This is a genomic window from Pseudonocardia hydrocarbonoxydans (assembly GCF_006539565.1).
Taxonomy (GTDB): Bacteria; Actinomycetota; Actinomycetes; order Mycobacteriales; family Pseudonocardiaceae; genus Pseudonocardia; species Pseudonocardia hydrocarbonoxydans.
The window spans coordinates 47,731-63,376 of the sequence record NZ_BJNG01000038.1 but is presented as its reverse complement, the minus strand read 5'-3'; the positions used below and the strand labels follow the sequence as shown (position 1 = coordinate 63,376).

Here is a 15,646-nt window from a genome sequence, read left to right as displayed (position 1 = left end):
TCGGGCGCGGCGATGATCGGGGTGGGCGTGGACGAGATCATCGCCGACGTCGGTCGCAACTGGTACATCTACCTGTCGATGCCGCTGGTCGCGGCCGTCATCGGGTACTTCACCAAGATCGTCGCGATCGAGATGATGTTCCGCCCGCTGGAGTTCCGGGGCATCCCGCCGTACCTGGGCTGGCAGGGCATCGTGCCGCGCCGCGCGGCCCGGATGGCCAGCATCGTCTGCGACACGATGACCGAGAAGCTCATCAGCCCGGAGGAGATCTTCGACCGGCTCGACGCCGAGCGGGTCGCCAAGGAAATCGAGAAGCCGCTCCTGGACAACATCGAGACGATCACCCGTCAGGTGGCCACGCAGTTCCAGCCCGGGCTGTGGGAGTCGGTGCCCGAGAGCGTGCGCCGGATCATCATCGGGCGGGTGCAACGGCAGGCGCCGTTCATCGTCGAGCACATGATGGCGGCCATCAAGGACGACATCGACGGCGTGTTCGACCTCAAGGACATGATCGTCACCAACCTCGTCAAGGACAAGGCGCTGCTCAACCGCATCTTCAAGGAGGCGGGGCACAAGGAGTTCGCGTTCATCCGGTACTCGGGGATCTACTTCGGCGCGATCATCGGCCTGTTCCAGGCGGTGGCCTGGGCGCTGCTCAAGCTGCCGATCATCATGCCGATCGCGGGCGGCCTGACGGGCTGGTTCACCGACTGGCTCGCCCTGAAGATGATCTTCAACCCGAAGCGGCCCACGCGCTACTTCGGCCTCTTCGAGTGGCAGGGCCTGTTCCTCAAGCGGCACAAGGAGGTCGCCGCCGCCTACGGCGACCTGATCGCCAAGGAGATCATCACCCCGCACAACATCATCGAGGCCGTGCTCACCGGGCCGATGTCGGACAAGCTGTTCGTGATGGTGCAGAAGGAGGTCCAGGCGGTACTGGACTCCCAGGCGGGGCTGGTCAAGCCGCTGCTCGTGTTCGCCGTCGGCAGCACCCGCTACCAGGAGATGAAGCGGATCGTCAGCGGCCAGGTGATGGCCGCGCTCCCGGAGACCATGGCGTACATGGAGGACTACGCCGAGGACGCCATGGACATCCGCAACATCCTGGTCACCAAGATGCAGGAGCTCACGCCCGAGGAGTTCGAGGAGATCCTGCGCCCGGCGTTCTCGCAGGACGAGTGGATCCTGATCACGGTCGGGGCGGTGCTGGGCTTCGCGGTCGGTGAGATCCAGTCCTACGCGGTCGTGCACTTCTCGGTCTGACCCGCGAGTCGGGACTTCCGTGCGTCCGGGTCGTGCGCTCCGTGCGGGACGGGCCGCGGCGGGTCAGTCGTCGCGGGGGTGGCGGCCGTTGCCGTTGACCGCCCAGGGGACCTCGACCGTCGACGGGGCGGTCGGCGCGGCCACCGGCGGTGCGGGTTCGGGCGGCAGCACCTGCTCCCAGGCGTAGCGGGTGGGCGGGTCGGCCGGGTCGACGAGCACCTGCGCGGCACCGGCGGGATCGGGTCCGGGGTCCACGTCGGAGCGCGGGTGGCAGGCGTCCCACAGGTCGCGGCCCAGCGGCGAGATCCGCACGGTGGCACGGACGAAGCGGACGCGCCCCTCCGCGCGGGCGGCGTCCTCCGCGTCGCGCACGGTCTGGTCGGTCATCAGGATGTCGTACTGCACGTTGAGGTCGGGCGCGGCCTCGCCCAGCTCGACGAGATCGAAGTGGCGCAGCCGCGACAGGTAGCGCGGCACCGACGGCAGCACGGCGACCCCGGCCGCGCGGCCGACGGTGGAGGCGTACGACAGCACCCGCCGCGACCCGGAGACGCCGGTCCGGCAGTCGACGTGCACCACGGGATAGGTGCTGCCGTCGGCGAGCGCGGACAGGATGCGGGCCTCGTCGGGCACGAGCTGGCGCAGCAGGGCGAGGTAGAGGTACTCGCGGGCACGCTGCTTGGACTGCTCCAGCGACCTCATCAGCAGCTCGGCCATGGCCACCCGCAGCGGCTCGGTCTGCCGGGGAGGCGGGGCGTTGCGCGTCGGGTTCTCGACCGGCTCGTCCGGGTCGCCCTCGCCGAGGGGGTCGATGGTGTCCAGGCGCCGGCGCAGCTTCGACAGGACCACCCGTTCGAGCTGGCCCAGCTCGGACTCGACGGCCGCCGCACCGGGGAGCCTGCGGGCCACGTCGGTCCCGGTGCGGGCGGCCCACCGCGCCAGCGAACCGGCCCGGGTGACCAGCGCCTCGGCGTGCGCCGTCAGCCCGTCGGCCGGGGGTGGCGGGTTCTCGCTCGGCACCGGGAACCTCCGCGGGCGGGTCGGATGCGGCGGAAGCTACCACGCCCCCCGCAGGTGTTACCGATGGTAACTCACGTCTCCGGAAGTGGCCGGACGGCCGGTCGACGGGTGATGCTCGTGGGGTGAGCACACAGGTATCGGCCGAGAACGGCCTCCGCGAGCCGTGGCCCGGGCGGGAGATCAGCTCCGGCGGCGTCACCCTGCACGTCCGCGAGACCCCCGGACCCGGCGGGATCCCGGCCGTCTACGTCCACGGACTGTCCGGCTCGGCCACGAACTGGACCGACCTCGCCGGGCTGCTGTCCCCACGGGCCGCGGGCACGGCCGTCGACCTGCCGGGGTTCGGGCGCTCCCGCCCGCTCGCCACGCCGGACTGGTCGCCCGACGCCCACGCCGACGCGCTGATGTGCTTCCTGGCCGGGCGCGGCGAACGCGTGCACCTGCTCGGCAACTCGCTCGGCGGTGCGCTCTCGATCAGCGTGGCGGCGCGGCGTCCCGAGCTCGTCGCCAGCCTCACGCTCGTCTCGCCCGCGATGCCGGACCGCAGGCCCGACCCCCGGCGCATCGCCGACCCCCGCCTGGCCCTGGCCATGGTGCCGGTGCTGGGGCGCCGTGCGCGGGCGCAGATCGCGGAGCTGACGGCGGCCGAGCGCGCCGAGCAGACGATCCGGCTGTGCTTCGGGGACCCGGGCGTCGTCCCGCCGCAGCGGCTGGCGCAGGCCGTGGCCGAGATCGAGGCGCGGGCCGACCTGCCGTGGGCCCGCCAGGCCGTCATGGGCACGGCGGGCCAGATGATCGCGAGCTGGGCGCTGGGCGGGTTGTGGCGGCAGGCGGCCCGGGTGCAGGCGCCGACGCTGGTCGTCTGGGGCGATCGGGACCGGCTGGTCTCGCCGCGGCTGGCGGCCCGCACGGCGTCGACGATCCCGGGGGCGCGGCTGCTCATGCTGCCCGGGGTCGGGCACGTGGCGCAGATGGAGGCGCCCGACGCCGTCGCCGCGGCGGTGGGCGAGCTCTGGGAAGATCCTGCCGCGGTCTGACGTTGCCGCACACAGACCGCAGTCGATACCGAGGAGCATGTCAAATGGCGCTACCGCCGCTCGTGGAGCCGGCCGCCGAGCTGACCAAGGACGAGGTGGCCCGCTACAGCCGCCACCTGATCATCCCCGACGTCGGGATGGCCGGGCAGAAGCGGCTGAAGAACGCGAAGGTCCTGGTGGTGGGCGCGGGCGGCCTGGGCAGCCCGGCGCTGCTCTACCTGGCCGCCGCGGGCGTCGGCACGCTGGGGATCGCCGAGTTCGACGAGGTCGACGAGTCCAACCTGCACCGCCAGGTCATCCACGGCCAGTCCGACATCGGGCGGCCCAAGGGTGAGTCGGCGCGCGACTCGATCCGCGAGATCAACCCGTTCGTCGAGGTGCGGCTGCACCCGGTGCGCCTGGACAGCTCCAACGTCCTCGACATCTTCCGCGACTACGACCTGATCCTCGACGGCACCGACAACTTCGCCACCCGCTACCTGGTGAACGACGCCGCCGTGCTGCTCGGCAAGCCCTACGTCTGGGGCTCGATCTTCCGGTTCGAGGGCCAGGCGTCGGTCTTCTGGGAGGACGCACCGAACGGCAAGGGCCTGAACTACCGCGACCTCTACCCCGAGCCCCCGCCCCCCGGCATGGTCCCGTCCTGCGCCGAGGGCGGCGTGCTGGGCGTGCTGTGCGCCTCGATCGGCTCGATCATGGTCAACGAGGCGATCAAGCTGATCACCGGCATCGGCGAGCCGCTGCTGGGCCGGCTGATGGTCTACGACGCGCTCGAGATGAGCTACCGCACGATCAACATCCGCAAGGACCCGGAGACCAAGCCGATCACCGAGCTGATCGACTACGACGCGTTCTGCGGTGTGGTGTCCGACGACGCGCAGAGCGCCGCCGCCGGTCACACGATCACGGCCACCGAGCTCAAGGAGATGATGGACGCGGGCAAGGACTTCGCGCTCATCGACGTCCGCGAGCAGCACGAGTACGAGATCGTCAACATCCCGGGCGCGGTCCTGATCCCCAAGGACCGCATCCTCTCCGGCGAGGCGCTCTCGGAGATCCCGCAGGACAAGCCGGTGGTCCTGCACTGCAAGTCCGGCGCCCGCTCCGCCGACGCGCTCGCGGCCCTGCACAAGGCCGGGTTCTCCGACGCCGTGCACGTCGGCGGCGGCGTGCTCGCCTGGGCCAACCAGGTGGACAAGAGCCTGCCCACCTACTGACGCCCCGCGTCCCCGACGGCGCGCCGGCCCCCACGGGGGACGGCGCGCCGTTCGTCGTCCGCGGCCCCCGTCCGATGTGGCGGTGCACACCGGGCGGTCGCCGTGCACACCGCGGGGCGTGTGCACGGTGACCCTGTGGGTGCACGCCGACCCGCATCCGGCCATCGGTGGGTGCCGTGCTCCCCGGCTGCCGACGGAGCGTGAGGGGACGGGCCGCCGTGTACGGAGTGTGACCCTGACCAGGGCTTTCCGTCCCACTTGGAGCAGTGACAAGTTCGGGTGAGCGGGGTACGTTCGGCTCTCGGAAGATCAATTTCACGGGTGGCGGTCCGGGGCGTCGGGGGACGCGCCGCAGCGGTGAGCGTCGTGGGTGGGGCCACCCGCCCGCCGTCGGCAGGGGGCACGAGACGATGACCGAGACGACGCGGCGCTGCGCCCTTCCCGGGTGCGCGGTCCCCATCCAGGACACCCCCGGTCGTCCGCCCCGCCGCTACTGCACCGCGGCCCACCGCGCGGCCGCCCGCCAGGCCCGCCGTGCGGCGATGCAGTCCGGCGCCGACTCCCGGCTCGCGGCCACCCTGCCCTGGCTCGCCGAGCCCGCACCCGTCGAGAACCCCGCGGCCGTCGACGGTCCGCCGCCCGGGCCCGCCCCGGTGGCGCCGAAGGTGCCGGGCAACCGCGCCGCCCGCCGCCGGGCCGCCGCCCCCCGACGTTCCGAGACACCTCCGGGGCGGCGTACCGGGGGGTTGCACGCGCCGATCCCGCGCCGCCGTCGCGCCCTCGCCGTGCTCGGGGCCGCGGGCATCCTCGCGGGCGGGTACGCCATCACCTCCTCCGGTCCGGTGCCGTCGACGTCGGTCGCCGCCGCGGTGTCCCAGGAGGAGTGGGCCCGCGACGCGCGCGTCACGCTGGCCTCGGTCAACCGGCAGCTCGACGCGATCGCCGAGGTCGAGGCCGAGTGGTTGCAGCTCCCCGCGGCCCAGCGCTCGGCGAGCCCGGCCGCCCCGGTGGAGGCGCTGGAGGAGCGTCGCGAGCTGCTGGAGAACCGGCGCGCCACCCTGCTGTCCCAGCTCGACTCGCTGGAGGAGCTCGACGCCGCGCGCGCCCAGCTCGCGGCGGCCGAGCAGGACCTGCAGGAGATGGAGAGCACGCTGGCCGCGGCGCCGCCGCCCGCCCGGCGCTCTCCCGAGCAGGCCACCGCCCTCTCGGCCCTCGACGAGCAGCGCGACCTGCGCATCCGCCAGCGCGACTCCCGCCGCGAGGAGCTGGCCGCGCTCGAGGGCGGCGTCGAGAGCGCGATGGCCCGGCCGCTGCCCGACGACGTCGCGGAGACCGAGCAGGTCGGCGAGGACGTCCGGCGGGTCATCCGCGGCGAGGACGTCCCGACCCCGGCCCCGACGGATCCGGTGCCCCCGCGCCCCGAGGTCGTCAACGGCCGCGACGAGCCGGGCGGGCCGCCGCGCCAGGACGTCGACACCAGCGGGCCGCCCGACCCGCGCGGCCCCGGCGAGGGGCCCGTCGACGTCCCGCCGCCCGATCCGGCGCCGCCCGCCGGCCCGGTCGACCAGCTCGCCCAGGGCGTCGACGGGGCCGTCGGCGCCGTGGTGGACGGCGGGAACCGCGACCGCGACCGCGACAGGTCGGCCGACCGGCCCGGCGACCCGGCCCCCGCGGGCCCGGCCGCCGACACCGCCCCCGGGCCGGTGGAGACCGTCGTCGACACCGTCGAGGGCGTCGTCGGCGGGCCCGCGCCCGCCGCGGCCCCGGATCCGGGGCCTCCGGACCGCGACCGCGACGGCGACGAGCAGCGCGGCGGGCCCGTGGCGGAGGTCGTGGACACCGTCGGCGACGTCGTCGACGGGCCCGACCAGCCGGCCGACGAGGCCCGCGACCGCGAGCGCGACCGCGGCGGCCGGGGCGCGGCCGACGCCGAGCGCTCCACCGGGGGTGAGGACGTCGACGACGCCCCCGCCCGGGCCGGGGGAGCCGGCCGGGTGCTGTCCCCGGTCGTCGACGCCGTCGAGGACACCGCGACCCTCCCGGCCGTCGACGACCGCTACCCCGACGCCCCGGACGAGCCGGCCGCCGCGCCGGCCGGCCCGGTCCGCGACGCCGACGGCTCCCGGAGCGCCGCCCCCGCACCCACGGTCCGCGCACTCCCGGTCGAGGTTCCCGTGGAGGAGGCCCCTGCGGTCGCCGCGCCGTCCGCCGAGGCCGCGCCGTCCGCCGAGGCCGCGACGGCGCTCGAGGTCGTGCGCTCGACCCCGGCCGCGGCGTGGGCCGCACCGCTGGTCGAGGCCGCGGTCGAGGAAGCGGCCCGGCAGGAGGCGCAGCAGGCGGGCGAGCCCGGGTCGTCCGCCGCGGGCCCGACCGGCGGGGAGCAGGCCGTCGCGGCGGCGGCGCTGGGCATGTGGGGCTTCGACGACGAGAGCATCGAGGCGCTCAACGAGATGGCCGCCGCATCCGGGCAGGGGTACCCGGCGGGCGCCGACCGGGCCGGGACCGGCTCGGCCCAGGAACAGGCGGTCCTGGAGGCCTACGGGATCCCGACGGCCGATGCCGGGACGGGCTCCGGGTACGACTCCGGCCTCCCGGAGGAGGCCGCGTACGTCGAGTACGCGGAGAGCCTCGGCTACGACGTCGGGTACGGCGGGTCCTCGTCCGCCGCCGACACGGCGTCCGACCGCGCCACCGGGTACGACCCGGGCCCCGGTGACGGTGACGGGTCCGGCGACGCCTACGGGTCCGGCGACGACGGTGCGGACGAGGACGGCGCGTACGGGTACGGCCCGGGCGGGAGTGGGGCCGGCGACGGGTCGGGGTCCGGCGACGGCGACTCCGGGGGGCCGTCCGACGACGCCGATGGTCCCGACGGGTCCGCCGGGTCCGATGACGACGTGTCGTACGACGCCGACGGGTCCGACGAGGCCGACGGGTCGGACGACGACGGCTCGGACGAGGGCGGATCGGGCGACGACGGCCGGGACGAGGGCGGATCGGGCGACGGGGGCGGGTCGTCCGACGGCGACGACTCCGGCGACGACTCCGGCGACTCCGGCAGTGACTCCGCCGACGACTCCGGCGACTCCGGCGACTCCGGCGACTCCGGCAGCGACTCCTGGGACGACGACGAGGAGGGCTGACCGGACCAGGCGATACTGCGCCGCGCCCCCGCGTGGCGACGTTGATCGGCGACCGTCCGCCGGTAGCGTGCCGGACCGTGACCGCTGCTCCCGTCCTCCCGAGCGGACCCGCGGGGACCACTCTGCCGCCGCACGTCCGCACCGCATTCGGCGTCCAGGACACCGAGCCGCGCCCCGTGGTGTGGGCGGGCCGGCGGGCCTGGCACTGCGGCGACGTCCTCGTCCGCCCGGTGCCCGACAACGCCGTGGCCGCCTGGTCGGCGGGCGTGCTCGACGGCCTCCGGGTCGAGGGGCTGCGGCTGGCGCACCCGGTGCGGTCGTCGGACGGCCGGTGGGTCGTGGCGGGCTGGGCCGCGAGCCGCTACGTCCCGGGCACCCTGGAACCCCGCTACGACGACGTGATCGAGGCGGCCAACCGCCTGCACGCGGCGACCGCCGACCTGGCCCGGCCCCGCGTCCTCGACGGCCGTGACGACCTGCTGGCCCGCTCCGCCGCGGCGGCGTGGGGGGAACGGCGGCTCTCCCTCGACCCCGACACGGGCGGCGCCCTCTACGCGGAGCTGGCGGCGTACCGCACGAACGTGCAGGTGACCCCGCAGGTCGTGCACGCCGAGCTGTTCGGGGCGGTCCTGTTCGACGACGACGTGCCCGCGCTCGTCGACCTCGTACCCGCGTGGCGGCCCCCGGAGTGGGCGGCGGCCGTGGTCGTCGTCGACGCGCTGGCCTGGGGCGGGGCCGACGACGGGCTGCCGGACCGCTGGTCGCACCTCGACGAGTGGCCGCAGATGCTGCTGCGGGCCGCGCTGTACCGCCTGGCCCTGCACGCCCAGCACCCCGAGGCCTCCGCCCGCACGCTGCCGGGGCTGGAGCGGGCGGCCGGGCTCGTCACCGCCCTGCTCTGACTGGGCCGCTACCCGCTGCCCAGGCGGGCCGTCGTGCGCTCGGCCCCGGCCCGCCGCTCGAGCGCCGCCGGGTCCGGGTGGCGGCACTGGACCAGGCTCGCGCCCGCGGCGAGCACGGCGAGCAGGCCGTCGGTGAGGCCCCCCGGCGAGGACCAGTCCAGGGTCGACAGCACCCGGTCCGACGCCGTGAACCCCAGCGCCGCCGCCCTGTCGCGGGCGGCGGCGACGACGTCGGAGACGGGGGCGGAGTCCAGGGCGGGCGCGGAGTCCGGGACGGGCTCCCACGGCACGAAGTCGTCACCGTGCAGGCGCACCTCGGTGGCGTAGTCGACGACCCCCGCGGGCAGCCCGTCGATGCCCTGGCCGAACGCGTGCAGCGACAGGGCCACCACCCCCAGCGGGGGCGCGGCGGACAGGGCGAGGTCGAGGCGCTCGCGGTCGCACAGCACCAGGTCGGCCCCCACCGGGTCGCCGACGACCTGCGCCCCGCACCACCACGCGCCCAGCAGCACCGCCGCGGTCTGCCAGTGCGCGGGGAGCAGGACGGCGACGGTCGTGCCCGGCTCGACGTCGCACTCGTCGCGCAGCAGGTTGGCGGTCTTCGCCGCCCAGTTCGCCGTCGTGACCCCGGAGAGCTCGATCCGCTCGCCGGTGGCGTCGTCGTAGAAGGTGATCAGGGGCCGGGCGGACGAGCGGTCCAGGAGCGCATCGGTGAGGGACACCGCGACATTGTCGCCTCAGTCGATGCAGGGCACCCCGGCGGCGGTGATCGCGGCGTCCACCGGCGGCGGCGGCGCGGCGTCGTCGGCGACGGCCGGCGGCGGCGCGGGCAGCACCGACGGGTCGAAGTCGCCGCCGAGCACCACCGTCAGGTGGCCCCGTGGCACGGACTCGTCGCGCTCGACGTCGATGCCGCCGAGCTGGTCGGCCACCGACCGCGCCGCCTCGCCGTCGGCGCCCGAGTGGCGCACCACGCTGGTCTCGGCGGGCTCGGTGTTGTCGACGGTGCCGCCGGAGAAGCCGAGGCCGGTGAGGTGGCCGCGCACGTCACCGGCCAGGCCGCCGGCCTCGGAGCCGTTGAGGACGTGGACGATGTAGCGCGAGGCGATGACGGTGACCGGCGGCGGGGGCTCGGCCGCACGCACCTGCGCGGCGGCCTCGGCCGCGAGCCGCTGCGCCTCGATCCGCTCCTCCACGAACCCGCGCACGACGTCGGGATCGACCAGCAGGACGTCCCCGCGGGCGTTGTTCTCGGCGCCCTCGGTCGGGATCGTGACGAACTCCAGGTTGCCCGCGGCGATGTCGGAGGCCTGCTGGGCGAAGGCGAGCAGGTCCCAGCCCTCGTCGAGCACGACGGACTGCTGGATCACCCCGATCAGCGCGCCCAGCGCCGCCGGGTCGGTCAGCGTGCCGGCGGAGAGCACCTTGTCGGCGACCGCGGCCAGGAAGACCTGCTGGCGCCGGATCCGGGACAGGTCGCCGTCGGGCAGCCCGTGGCGCTGGCGCACGAACGCCAGCGCGTCGCGGCCGGAGATCGTCTGCGGGCCCGCCGCGAAGCGCGCGCCGGACAGCGGCTCGTCGACGGGCGCGGCGAGGCAGACGTCGACGCCGCCGATCGCGCGCGTCAGGTCGTAGAACCCGACGAGGTTGAGCTCGGCGTAGTGGTCGATCTGCTGACCGGTGAGGCGTTCGACGGCCCCGATCAGCGCGCTGCGCCCGGCCCGCGCGGCCTCGGCCTCGACCTGCGCGGGGTTGCGGATCCCGTCGGCGACCAGGCGCTCGGCCGTCAGCGCCTTGACGGCGGGGTAGGCCGCGTTGATCTTGTCGGTGCGGTAGCCGGGGATGTCGACGTAGGTGTCGCGCGGGATGGAGAACGCCGCCGCGGCCCCGCCGTCCTCGGGCAGGTGCAGCATCATGATCGTGTCGGAGTTGAGGACGCCGGTGTCGGCGCCGCTGTTGAGCTCGCGCAGGATCTCCGGCGGCAGCGGGTTGCCCTGGGCGTCGGTGCGACTGTCGACGCCGACGAGCAGGATGTTCTGCGCGCCGCCGTCACCGCCCCCGGAGATGACGTCGGTGGTGACGATGCCCGCGGTGATGTCGCGGTAGAGCCCCCACGCCGTGCCGGTGACGGCCAGCACGAGCGCCGAGGCGACGACGGTGGCGATCCGCAGCCGCCGCAGCACCCGGCCCGGCGCGGGCCGCGGGGCCGGGGTGCGGACGGGCTTGGGCCGTCGACGGACGGCGGGTGCCGGACGGGGTGCCGGGACGGGGGACCCCGCGACGGGCCGCGTGGACCGGGTGCGCAAGGATCTACTCGAAGATCCACTGCTGGACGGGGCCGGAGCGGTCCGGGTGGACACGGACCGCGCGACGCGCTCGCGCGTGGCGCGCGCCAGCCAGGGCGGCTCGGGCAGTGCGGCAGCCGGGTATCCGGCGTCGCGCGGGTCCATCTCCACCTCACTCCATCCCCGACGGCGTGACCGGTGTGTCGAGCCTTCTAGGGTGCAGCATCGGGCGCCGCCCGGCGGGAGGCTGCGGGCGTGTCGCGGGTGACCGTCGTCGCCCCGCGGCCCGGTACCGACCGTGACGACGCAGGAGAGGCGGAGGACCCGGCGTTGCCCGCACAGTTCTCGCTGTTGCTGCCGGTCTGGGCCGGTGACCGGGCCGACCACCTGACCGGGGCGTTCCGCTCCAGCGTCGACGAGCAGACCCGCCGGCCCGACCACGTCGTCATCGTGCGTGACGGCCCGGTGCCGGCCGCGCTGGACGCGGCGATCGCGGAGCTGGTGGCGTCCAGCCCGGTGCCGGTCGACGTGCTGGCGGGCGAGCGCAACCGCGGGCTCGGCCCGGCGCTGGACGCGGGGCTGGAGGCGTGCCGGTACGACGTCGTCGCGCGGATGGACGCCGACGACATCTCGCTGCCGCACCGGTTCGCGGTGCAGCTGCCGATCATCGAGTCGGGGATCGACCTGGTCGGGTCGGGGTTGCAGGAGTTCGGTGACGACCCCGACGAGATCGTCGGCACCCGCACCCCGCCCGTCGACGCGCACGACATCGCGGTCCGCGCCCGCTTCGCCGATCCGTTCAACCACCCCACCGTCGTCTACCGCCGCGACCTCGTCCGCGCCGTCGGCGGCTACAGCGACTTCGCGCTGATGGAGGACTACCTGCTCTGGGCGAAGCTGCTCGTCGCCGGGGCGCGGGTGGCGAACGTGGCGGAGCCCCTCGTCAAGTACCGGGTGGGGGCGGGCGCCTACGCGCGCCGCGGCGGGCTGGGTCAGCTGCGCGCCGAGCTGGCCGTGCAGCGGCGCTTCCGGCAGCTCGGGTTCACCACGCGCGGGCAGTTCGCGCGCAACGTCGTCGTGCGCGGCGGGTACCGGCTGGTGCCGGAGTCGTTGCGCCGAATGGCCTACAGAAAGGTGATAGCCACCTACCGAGGGTGACCGTCCGGGCTCGAGCTGACAGCATGGGTCACTCCATCGAGGAGGTTCCATGACGTCGCTCCCTGTCGAGCCCCTCGCCGCCGAGGGCGCCGCGCTCCTGGAGGCGGGCCGCCCGCTCGAGGCGGTCGACGTGCTCCGGCAGGCCGTCGCGTCGGGGGAGAGCTCCGCGCCCGACCTGCTGGTCCGCGCCTACCTCGACAGCGGGAGCTGGCACTCGGCCGTCGAGTGGCTGGCGCCGCTGGTCGAGCAGGGCCACGTCCGCTTCGCGGGGCGGCTCGGGGTGGCGCTGATCGAGACCGGCGACCGCGCGCGTGCCGAGGACGCGCTGCGCCTGGCCGTGGCCTCCGGCGAGCCCGCGGCGGCCAACGACCTGGGCATCCTGCTGCGCGACGAGGGCCGCCTCGCCGAGGGCATCCAGGTGCTGGCCAGGGCCGCGGCCGACGGCGACCCGCTCGCCCCGGCCAACCTCGTCGCCCTGCACCTGGAGGACGGCGACCTGCCCGCCGCCGTCGAGGCCGCCGAGCACTACGCCGACCCCGCCCGCCCCGACACCGTGCTGGCCCTGGCCGAGGTGCGTGCCGCGCAGTCCCGGCTGGAGGAGGCCGACGGGCTGTTCCGCCAGGCGGCCGAGCTCGGGGCGCTGCGGGCGCACACCGCCTACGGGCAGTTCCTGCTCACCGAGCGCGGCGACGTCCTGGGCGCCCAGGGCGAGTTCTTCGAGGCCCGCCGGCACGCCGAGCCGGGCTGGGCCTGGACGATGGGCCGCTTCCTGCTCGACGTCGGGCGACCCGACGACGCCCGCGAGTTCCTGCAGGTCGCCGCCGACACCGGGGACCGCGTGGCCGCCGAGACCCTCGCCGAGCTCGACGGCGTCGACCCGGCCGACGACTGACCATGATCACCGTCCGCGGTGCGGAGCGGCCACCGGTGGCCGCCCCGCACCGCAGATGGTGATCACGGGCCGGGTCCTAGAGTGGCGGCGTGCGCATCGGAGTCGTGACGTGGGACGCGCCCGGCGAGCGGTTCCCGGCGTACGACGGGCCCGTGGTGGTCGTCACCGAGGGCGCGGAGCCGGTCGCGGGGGCCCGGGTGGTGGCGGTCGGCGAGCGGCTGGCGCGCGCGGCGGCGGTCAACCGCGGGGTGGCGGCGCTGCCCGACGTCGACGCGGTCCTGGTGCTCGACCCGCGGGCCGAGCCCGGGCCCGGCGCGGTCGACGCGCTGCGGGCCGCCGCCCGGCGCTTCCCGCGGGCGGGCGTGCTCGGGCCGCGGCTGCGCGGCGCCGACGGGGCCGCCCTGCCCAGCGCCGGGGCGCTCCCGGCACGCCGCGACCTGCGCCGGGGCCGACTCCCGGACGGCGCGCCGCGGCACACCGCCCCCGTCGGCTGGGTCGCGGGGGAGTGCCTGCTGGTGCGCCGCGCGGCCTGGGAGTCCGTCGACGGGTTCGACGCGCGGCACCTCGGCCCGGTCGACGCCGTCGACCTGGGCGCGCGGCTGGGCCGCGCGGGCTGGCTGGCCGTGCACGTGCCCGCCGCGGAGGTCGTCGTCGGACCGGGTGCGCCGACCGGCATGCTGGAGTCCGTCGAGTGCGGCCTGCGCCGCTACGCGAGGGGACACCGTGATGGAGGGCGCCGGGATGGATGACGTCGAGGCCGTGGTGCTGGTGGGCGGCAAGGGCACCCGCCTGCGCCCGCTCACCCTGTCCGCGCCCAAGCCGATGCTGCCCACGGCCGGGGTGCCGTTCCTGGCGCACCTGCTCTCCCGCATCCGGGCCGCCGGGGTCCGGCACGTCGTGCTGGGCACCTCCTACCTGGCGGAGACGTTCTCCGCGCACTTCGGCGACGGCGCCGCGCTCGACCTGCGCCTGACCTACGTCGTCGAGGACGAGCCGCTGGGCACCGGCGGCGGCATCCGCAACGTGGCGGCGCACCTGAGCGCCGAGCACGTGCTGGTGTTCAACGGCGACGTCCTCGCGGGCACCGACCTGACCGCCGTCGTCGACACCCACCGCCGCACCGACGCCGACGTCACGCTGCACCTGGTGCGGGTGCCCGATCCGCGCGCGTTCGGCTGCGTCCCCACCGACGCCGACGGCCGCGTCACCGCGTTCCTGGAGAAGACCCCGGACCCGCCGACCGACCAGATCAACGCCGGCTGCTACGTCTTCCGCCGCTCGGTGATCGACTCCATCCCCGCGGGGCGGGCGGTGTCGGTGGAGCGCGAGACCTTCCCGGGGCTGCTCGCGGCCGGGCGGCGGGTGTCGGGCCACGTCGACTCGGCGTACTGGCGCGACATGGGCACCCCGGCCGACCTCGTCCAGGGCTCTGCCGACCTGGTGCGCGGCGTGGCCCCGTCCGCGGCCCTGCCGGGGCCCACGGGCGACGCGCTGGTGCTCGACGGCGCGCGGGTCGACCCGTCGGCGAAGGTGTCCGGCGGCAGCACGGTCGGGCGCGGGGCGAGCGTCGGTGCCGGGGCCTCGGTCGAGGGGTCGATGCTGTTCGACGGGGCCGTGGTCGGGGCGGGCGCCGTCGTCGAGCACTCCGTCGTGGGCGCGGGCGCGGTCGTGGAGGACGGCGCGGTCGTCGTCGGCTCCGTGGTGGGCGACCGCGCGGTCGTGGGGAGCGGGTGCGAGCTGCGCGGCGGCGCGCGGGTGTGGCCGGACGCGCAGGTGCGCGGGATCCGCTTCTCCCCGGATGCCTGACGAGCCGCGCAGGCGGGAGTGGACGCCGGGGTTCCCCGTCGACCTCGCGGGCGTCCTGGCCCCGCTGCGCCGCGGCAGGGGCGACCCCACCTGGCAGCACACCGACGACGGGATCTGGCTCGTCGGCACCACCCCCGACGGCCCGGTGACGACGCTGCTGCGCCGCCGCGCCGACGGGTCGGTGCTGGCCAGGGCGTGGGGGGCGGGGGCGCAGTGGTCGCTCGACGGGCTGCCCGCCCTGCTCGGCGCCGACGACCGGCCCGAGGAGTTCACCGCACACCACCCGCTGGTCGCCGACGCCCACCGGCGCCTGCCCGGCCTGCGGTTCGGCAGCTCGCGGCGGGTGTGGGACCAGCTGGTGCCGGCGATCCTGGAGCAGAAGGTCACCGGCACCGAGGCCCGGCGGTCCTGGCGCGAGCTGTGCCGCCGCTTCGGCGACACCCCGCCCGGTCCGGTCCCGCCCGGGATGCGGGTGCCGCCCACCCCGGCGCAGATCCGGGCCGTCCCGGACTGGGAGTGGCACCGTGCGGGCGTCGACTCGGCCCGGCGGCGCGCGATCCTGTCCTGCGCCGCCGTCGCACACCGGCTGGAGAACGCCGCCGAGCTGGGCGGCAGCGCCGGGCGCGAGCTGCTGCGCCGCGTCCCGGGCATCGGCGTCTGGACCGCGGCCGAGGTGGCCCAGCGCGTCTGGGGCGATCCCGACGCCGTCAGCTTCGGCGACTTCCACATCCCCACCCTGGTCGGCTGGGCGCTGGTCGGCCGCCCGCTCGACGACGCCGGGATGCTGGAGGTGCTGGCCCCCTACGTGCCGCAGCGGCAGCGGGCGGTGCGGTACGTGGAGGTCAGCGGCTTCCGCAGGCCCCGCTTCGGCCCCCGCTTCCCCCCGCGCGACTACCGCGCGATCTGACGCGCCGCGCCGGTCG

Annotated in this window: 13 protein-coding genes; 10 read left to right on the top strand and 3 right to left on the bottom strand. The window is 75.8% G+C overall.

Features of this window, described 5'->3' with window-relative positions:
- Window positions 1-15 precede the first annotated feature (15 nt).
- The gene (locus tag PHY01_RS20975) at window positions 16-1,263 is read left to right on the top strand and encodes a DUF445 family protein (protein WP_370467409.1); all 1,248 of its coding nucleotides are present in this window, start codon (window positions 16-18) and stop codon (window positions 1,261-1,263) included.
- Window positions 1,264-1,326: 63 nt separating this feature from the next.
- Here the strand turns inward: PHY01_RS20975 and PHY01_RS20970 are convergent, their stop codons facing one another.
- Window positions 1,327-2,283, bottom strand: a complete 957-nt coding sequence (locus PHY01_RS20970) for an Abi-alpha family protein (protein WP_246086040.1) — start codon at window positions 2,281-2,283, stop codon at window positions 1,327-1,329.
- Between the two features lie 122 nt (window positions 2,284-2,405).
- Here PHY01_RS20970 and PHY01_RS20965 point away from each other — a divergent pair, with 122 nt between their 5' ends.
- The 4 genes from PHY01_RS20965 to PHY01_RS20950 all read left to right on the top strand — a co-directional run bounded on the left by PHY01_RS20965 (window position 2,406) and on the right by PHY01_RS20950 (window position 8,582).
- Entirely contained in the window at window positions 2,406-3,320 is a 915-nt protein-coding gene (locus PHY01_RS20965) for an alpha/beta fold hydrolase (protein WP_141281022.1), read from the top strand.
- A gap of 44 nt (window positions 3,321-3,364) precedes the next feature.
- Window positions 3,365-4,537 carry an adenylyltransferase/sulfurtransferase MoeZ gene (moeZ, locus tag PHY01_RS20960; RefSeq protein WP_141281020.1) on the top strand — a complete coding sequence of 391 codons (1,173 nt, stop codon included), beginning with the start codon at window positions 3,365-3,367 and terminating at the stop codon, window positions 4,535-4,537.
- A gap of 410 nt (window positions 4,538-4,947) precedes the next feature.
- Window positions 4,948-7,680 (top strand): hypothetical protein, encoded by a 2,733-nt coding sequence (locus tag PHY01_RS20955; protein ID WP_141281018.1) that lies wholly within the window; start codon window positions 4,948-4,950, stop codon window positions 7,678-7,680.
- Between the two features lie 77 nt (window positions 7,681-7,757).
- Window positions 7,758-8,582: a TIGR02569 family protein gene (locus PHY01_RS20950; RefSeq protein WP_141281016.1), complete on the top strand. Its 825-nt coding sequence runs from the start codon at window positions 7,758-7,760 to the stop codon at window positions 8,580-8,582.
- A gap of 8 nt (window positions 8,583-8,590) precedes the next feature.
- Here PHY01_RS20950 and PHY01_RS20945 read toward each other — a convergent pair whose 3' ends face one another.
- Together PHY01_RS20945 and PHY01_RS20940 are read right to left on the bottom strand one after the other, a co-directional pair.
- Window positions 8,591-9,304, bottom strand: a complete 714-nt coding sequence (locus PHY01_RS20945; protein ID WP_141281014.1) for a TIGR03089 family protein — start codon at window positions 9,302-9,304, stop codon at window positions 8,591-8,593.
- A gap of 15 nt (window positions 9,305-9,319) precedes the next feature.
- Window positions 9,320-10,888, bottom strand: a complete 1,569-nt coding sequence (locus PHY01_RS20940) for an LCP family protein (protein WP_141281012.1) — start codon at window positions 10,886-10,888, stop codon at window positions 9,320-9,322.
- 234 nt (window positions 10,889-11,122) lie between these two features.
- Between PHY01_RS20940 and PHY01_RS20935 the strand changes: the two genes are divergently transcribed.
- From PHY01_RS20935 to PHY01_RS20915, 5 genes are all read left to right on the top strand, one after another.
- Window positions 11,123-12,025 (top strand): glycosyltransferase, encoded by a 903-nt coding sequence (locus tag PHY01_RS20935; protein ID WP_246086039.1) that lies wholly within the window; start codon window positions 11,123-11,125, stop codon window positions 12,023-12,025.
- 49 nt (window positions 12,026-12,074) lie between these two features.
- On the top strand, window positions 12,075-12,917 hold the full coding sequence (locus PHY01_RS20930) for a tetratricopeptide repeat protein (RefSeq protein ID WP_141281010.1): 843 nt from the start codon (window positions 12,075-12,077) through the stop codon (window positions 12,915-12,917).
- A gap of 89 nt (window positions 12,918-13,006) precedes the next feature.
- The gene (locus PHY01_RS20925; protein WP_141281008.1) at window positions 13,007-13,666 is read left to right on the top strand and encodes a glycosyltransferase family 2 protein; all 660 of its coding nucleotides are present in this window, start codon (window positions 13,007-13,009) and stop codon (window positions 13,664-13,666) included.
- The gene (manB, locus tag PHY01_RS20920; protein WP_141281006.1) at window positions 13,659-14,723 is read left to right on the top strand and encodes a mannose-1-phosphate guanylyltransferase; all 1,065 of its coding nucleotides are present in this window, start codon (window positions 13,659-13,661) and stop codon (window positions 14,721-14,723) included. The genes PHY01_RS20925 and manB overlap by 8 nt, the downstream gene beginning before the upstream one ends.
- Entirely contained in the window at window positions 14,716-15,630 is a 915-nt protein-coding gene (locus PHY01_RS20915; RefSeq protein ID WP_141281004.1) for a DNA-3-methyladenine glycosylase family protein, read from the top strand. Before manB ends, PHY01_RS20915 begins: the two co-directional genes overlap by 8 nt.
- The last annotated feature ends 16 nt before the right edge of the window (window positions 15,631-15,646 follow it).

Coding starts and splice junctions, on each gene's coding strand:
- moeZ (WP_141281020.1), top strand. CDS start 3,365: ATGGCGCTACCGCCGCTCGTGGAGCCGGCCGCCGAGCTGACCAAGGAC.
- PHY01_RS20955 (WP_141281018.1), top strand. CDS start 4,948: ATGACCGAGACGACGCGGCGCTGCGCCCTTCCCGGGTGCGCGGTCCCC.
- PHY01_RS20930 (WP_141281010.1), top strand. CDS start 12,075: ATGACGTCGCTCCCTGTCGAGCCCCTCGCCGCCGAGGGCGCCGCGCTC.
- manB (WP_141281006.1), top strand. CDS start 13,659: ATGGATGACGTCGAGGCCGTGGTGCTGGTGGGCGGCAAGGGCACCCGC.
- PHY01_RS20915 (WP_141281004.1), top strand. CDS start 14,716: ATGCCTGACGAGCCGCGCAGGCGGGAGTGGACGCCGGGGTTCCCCGTC.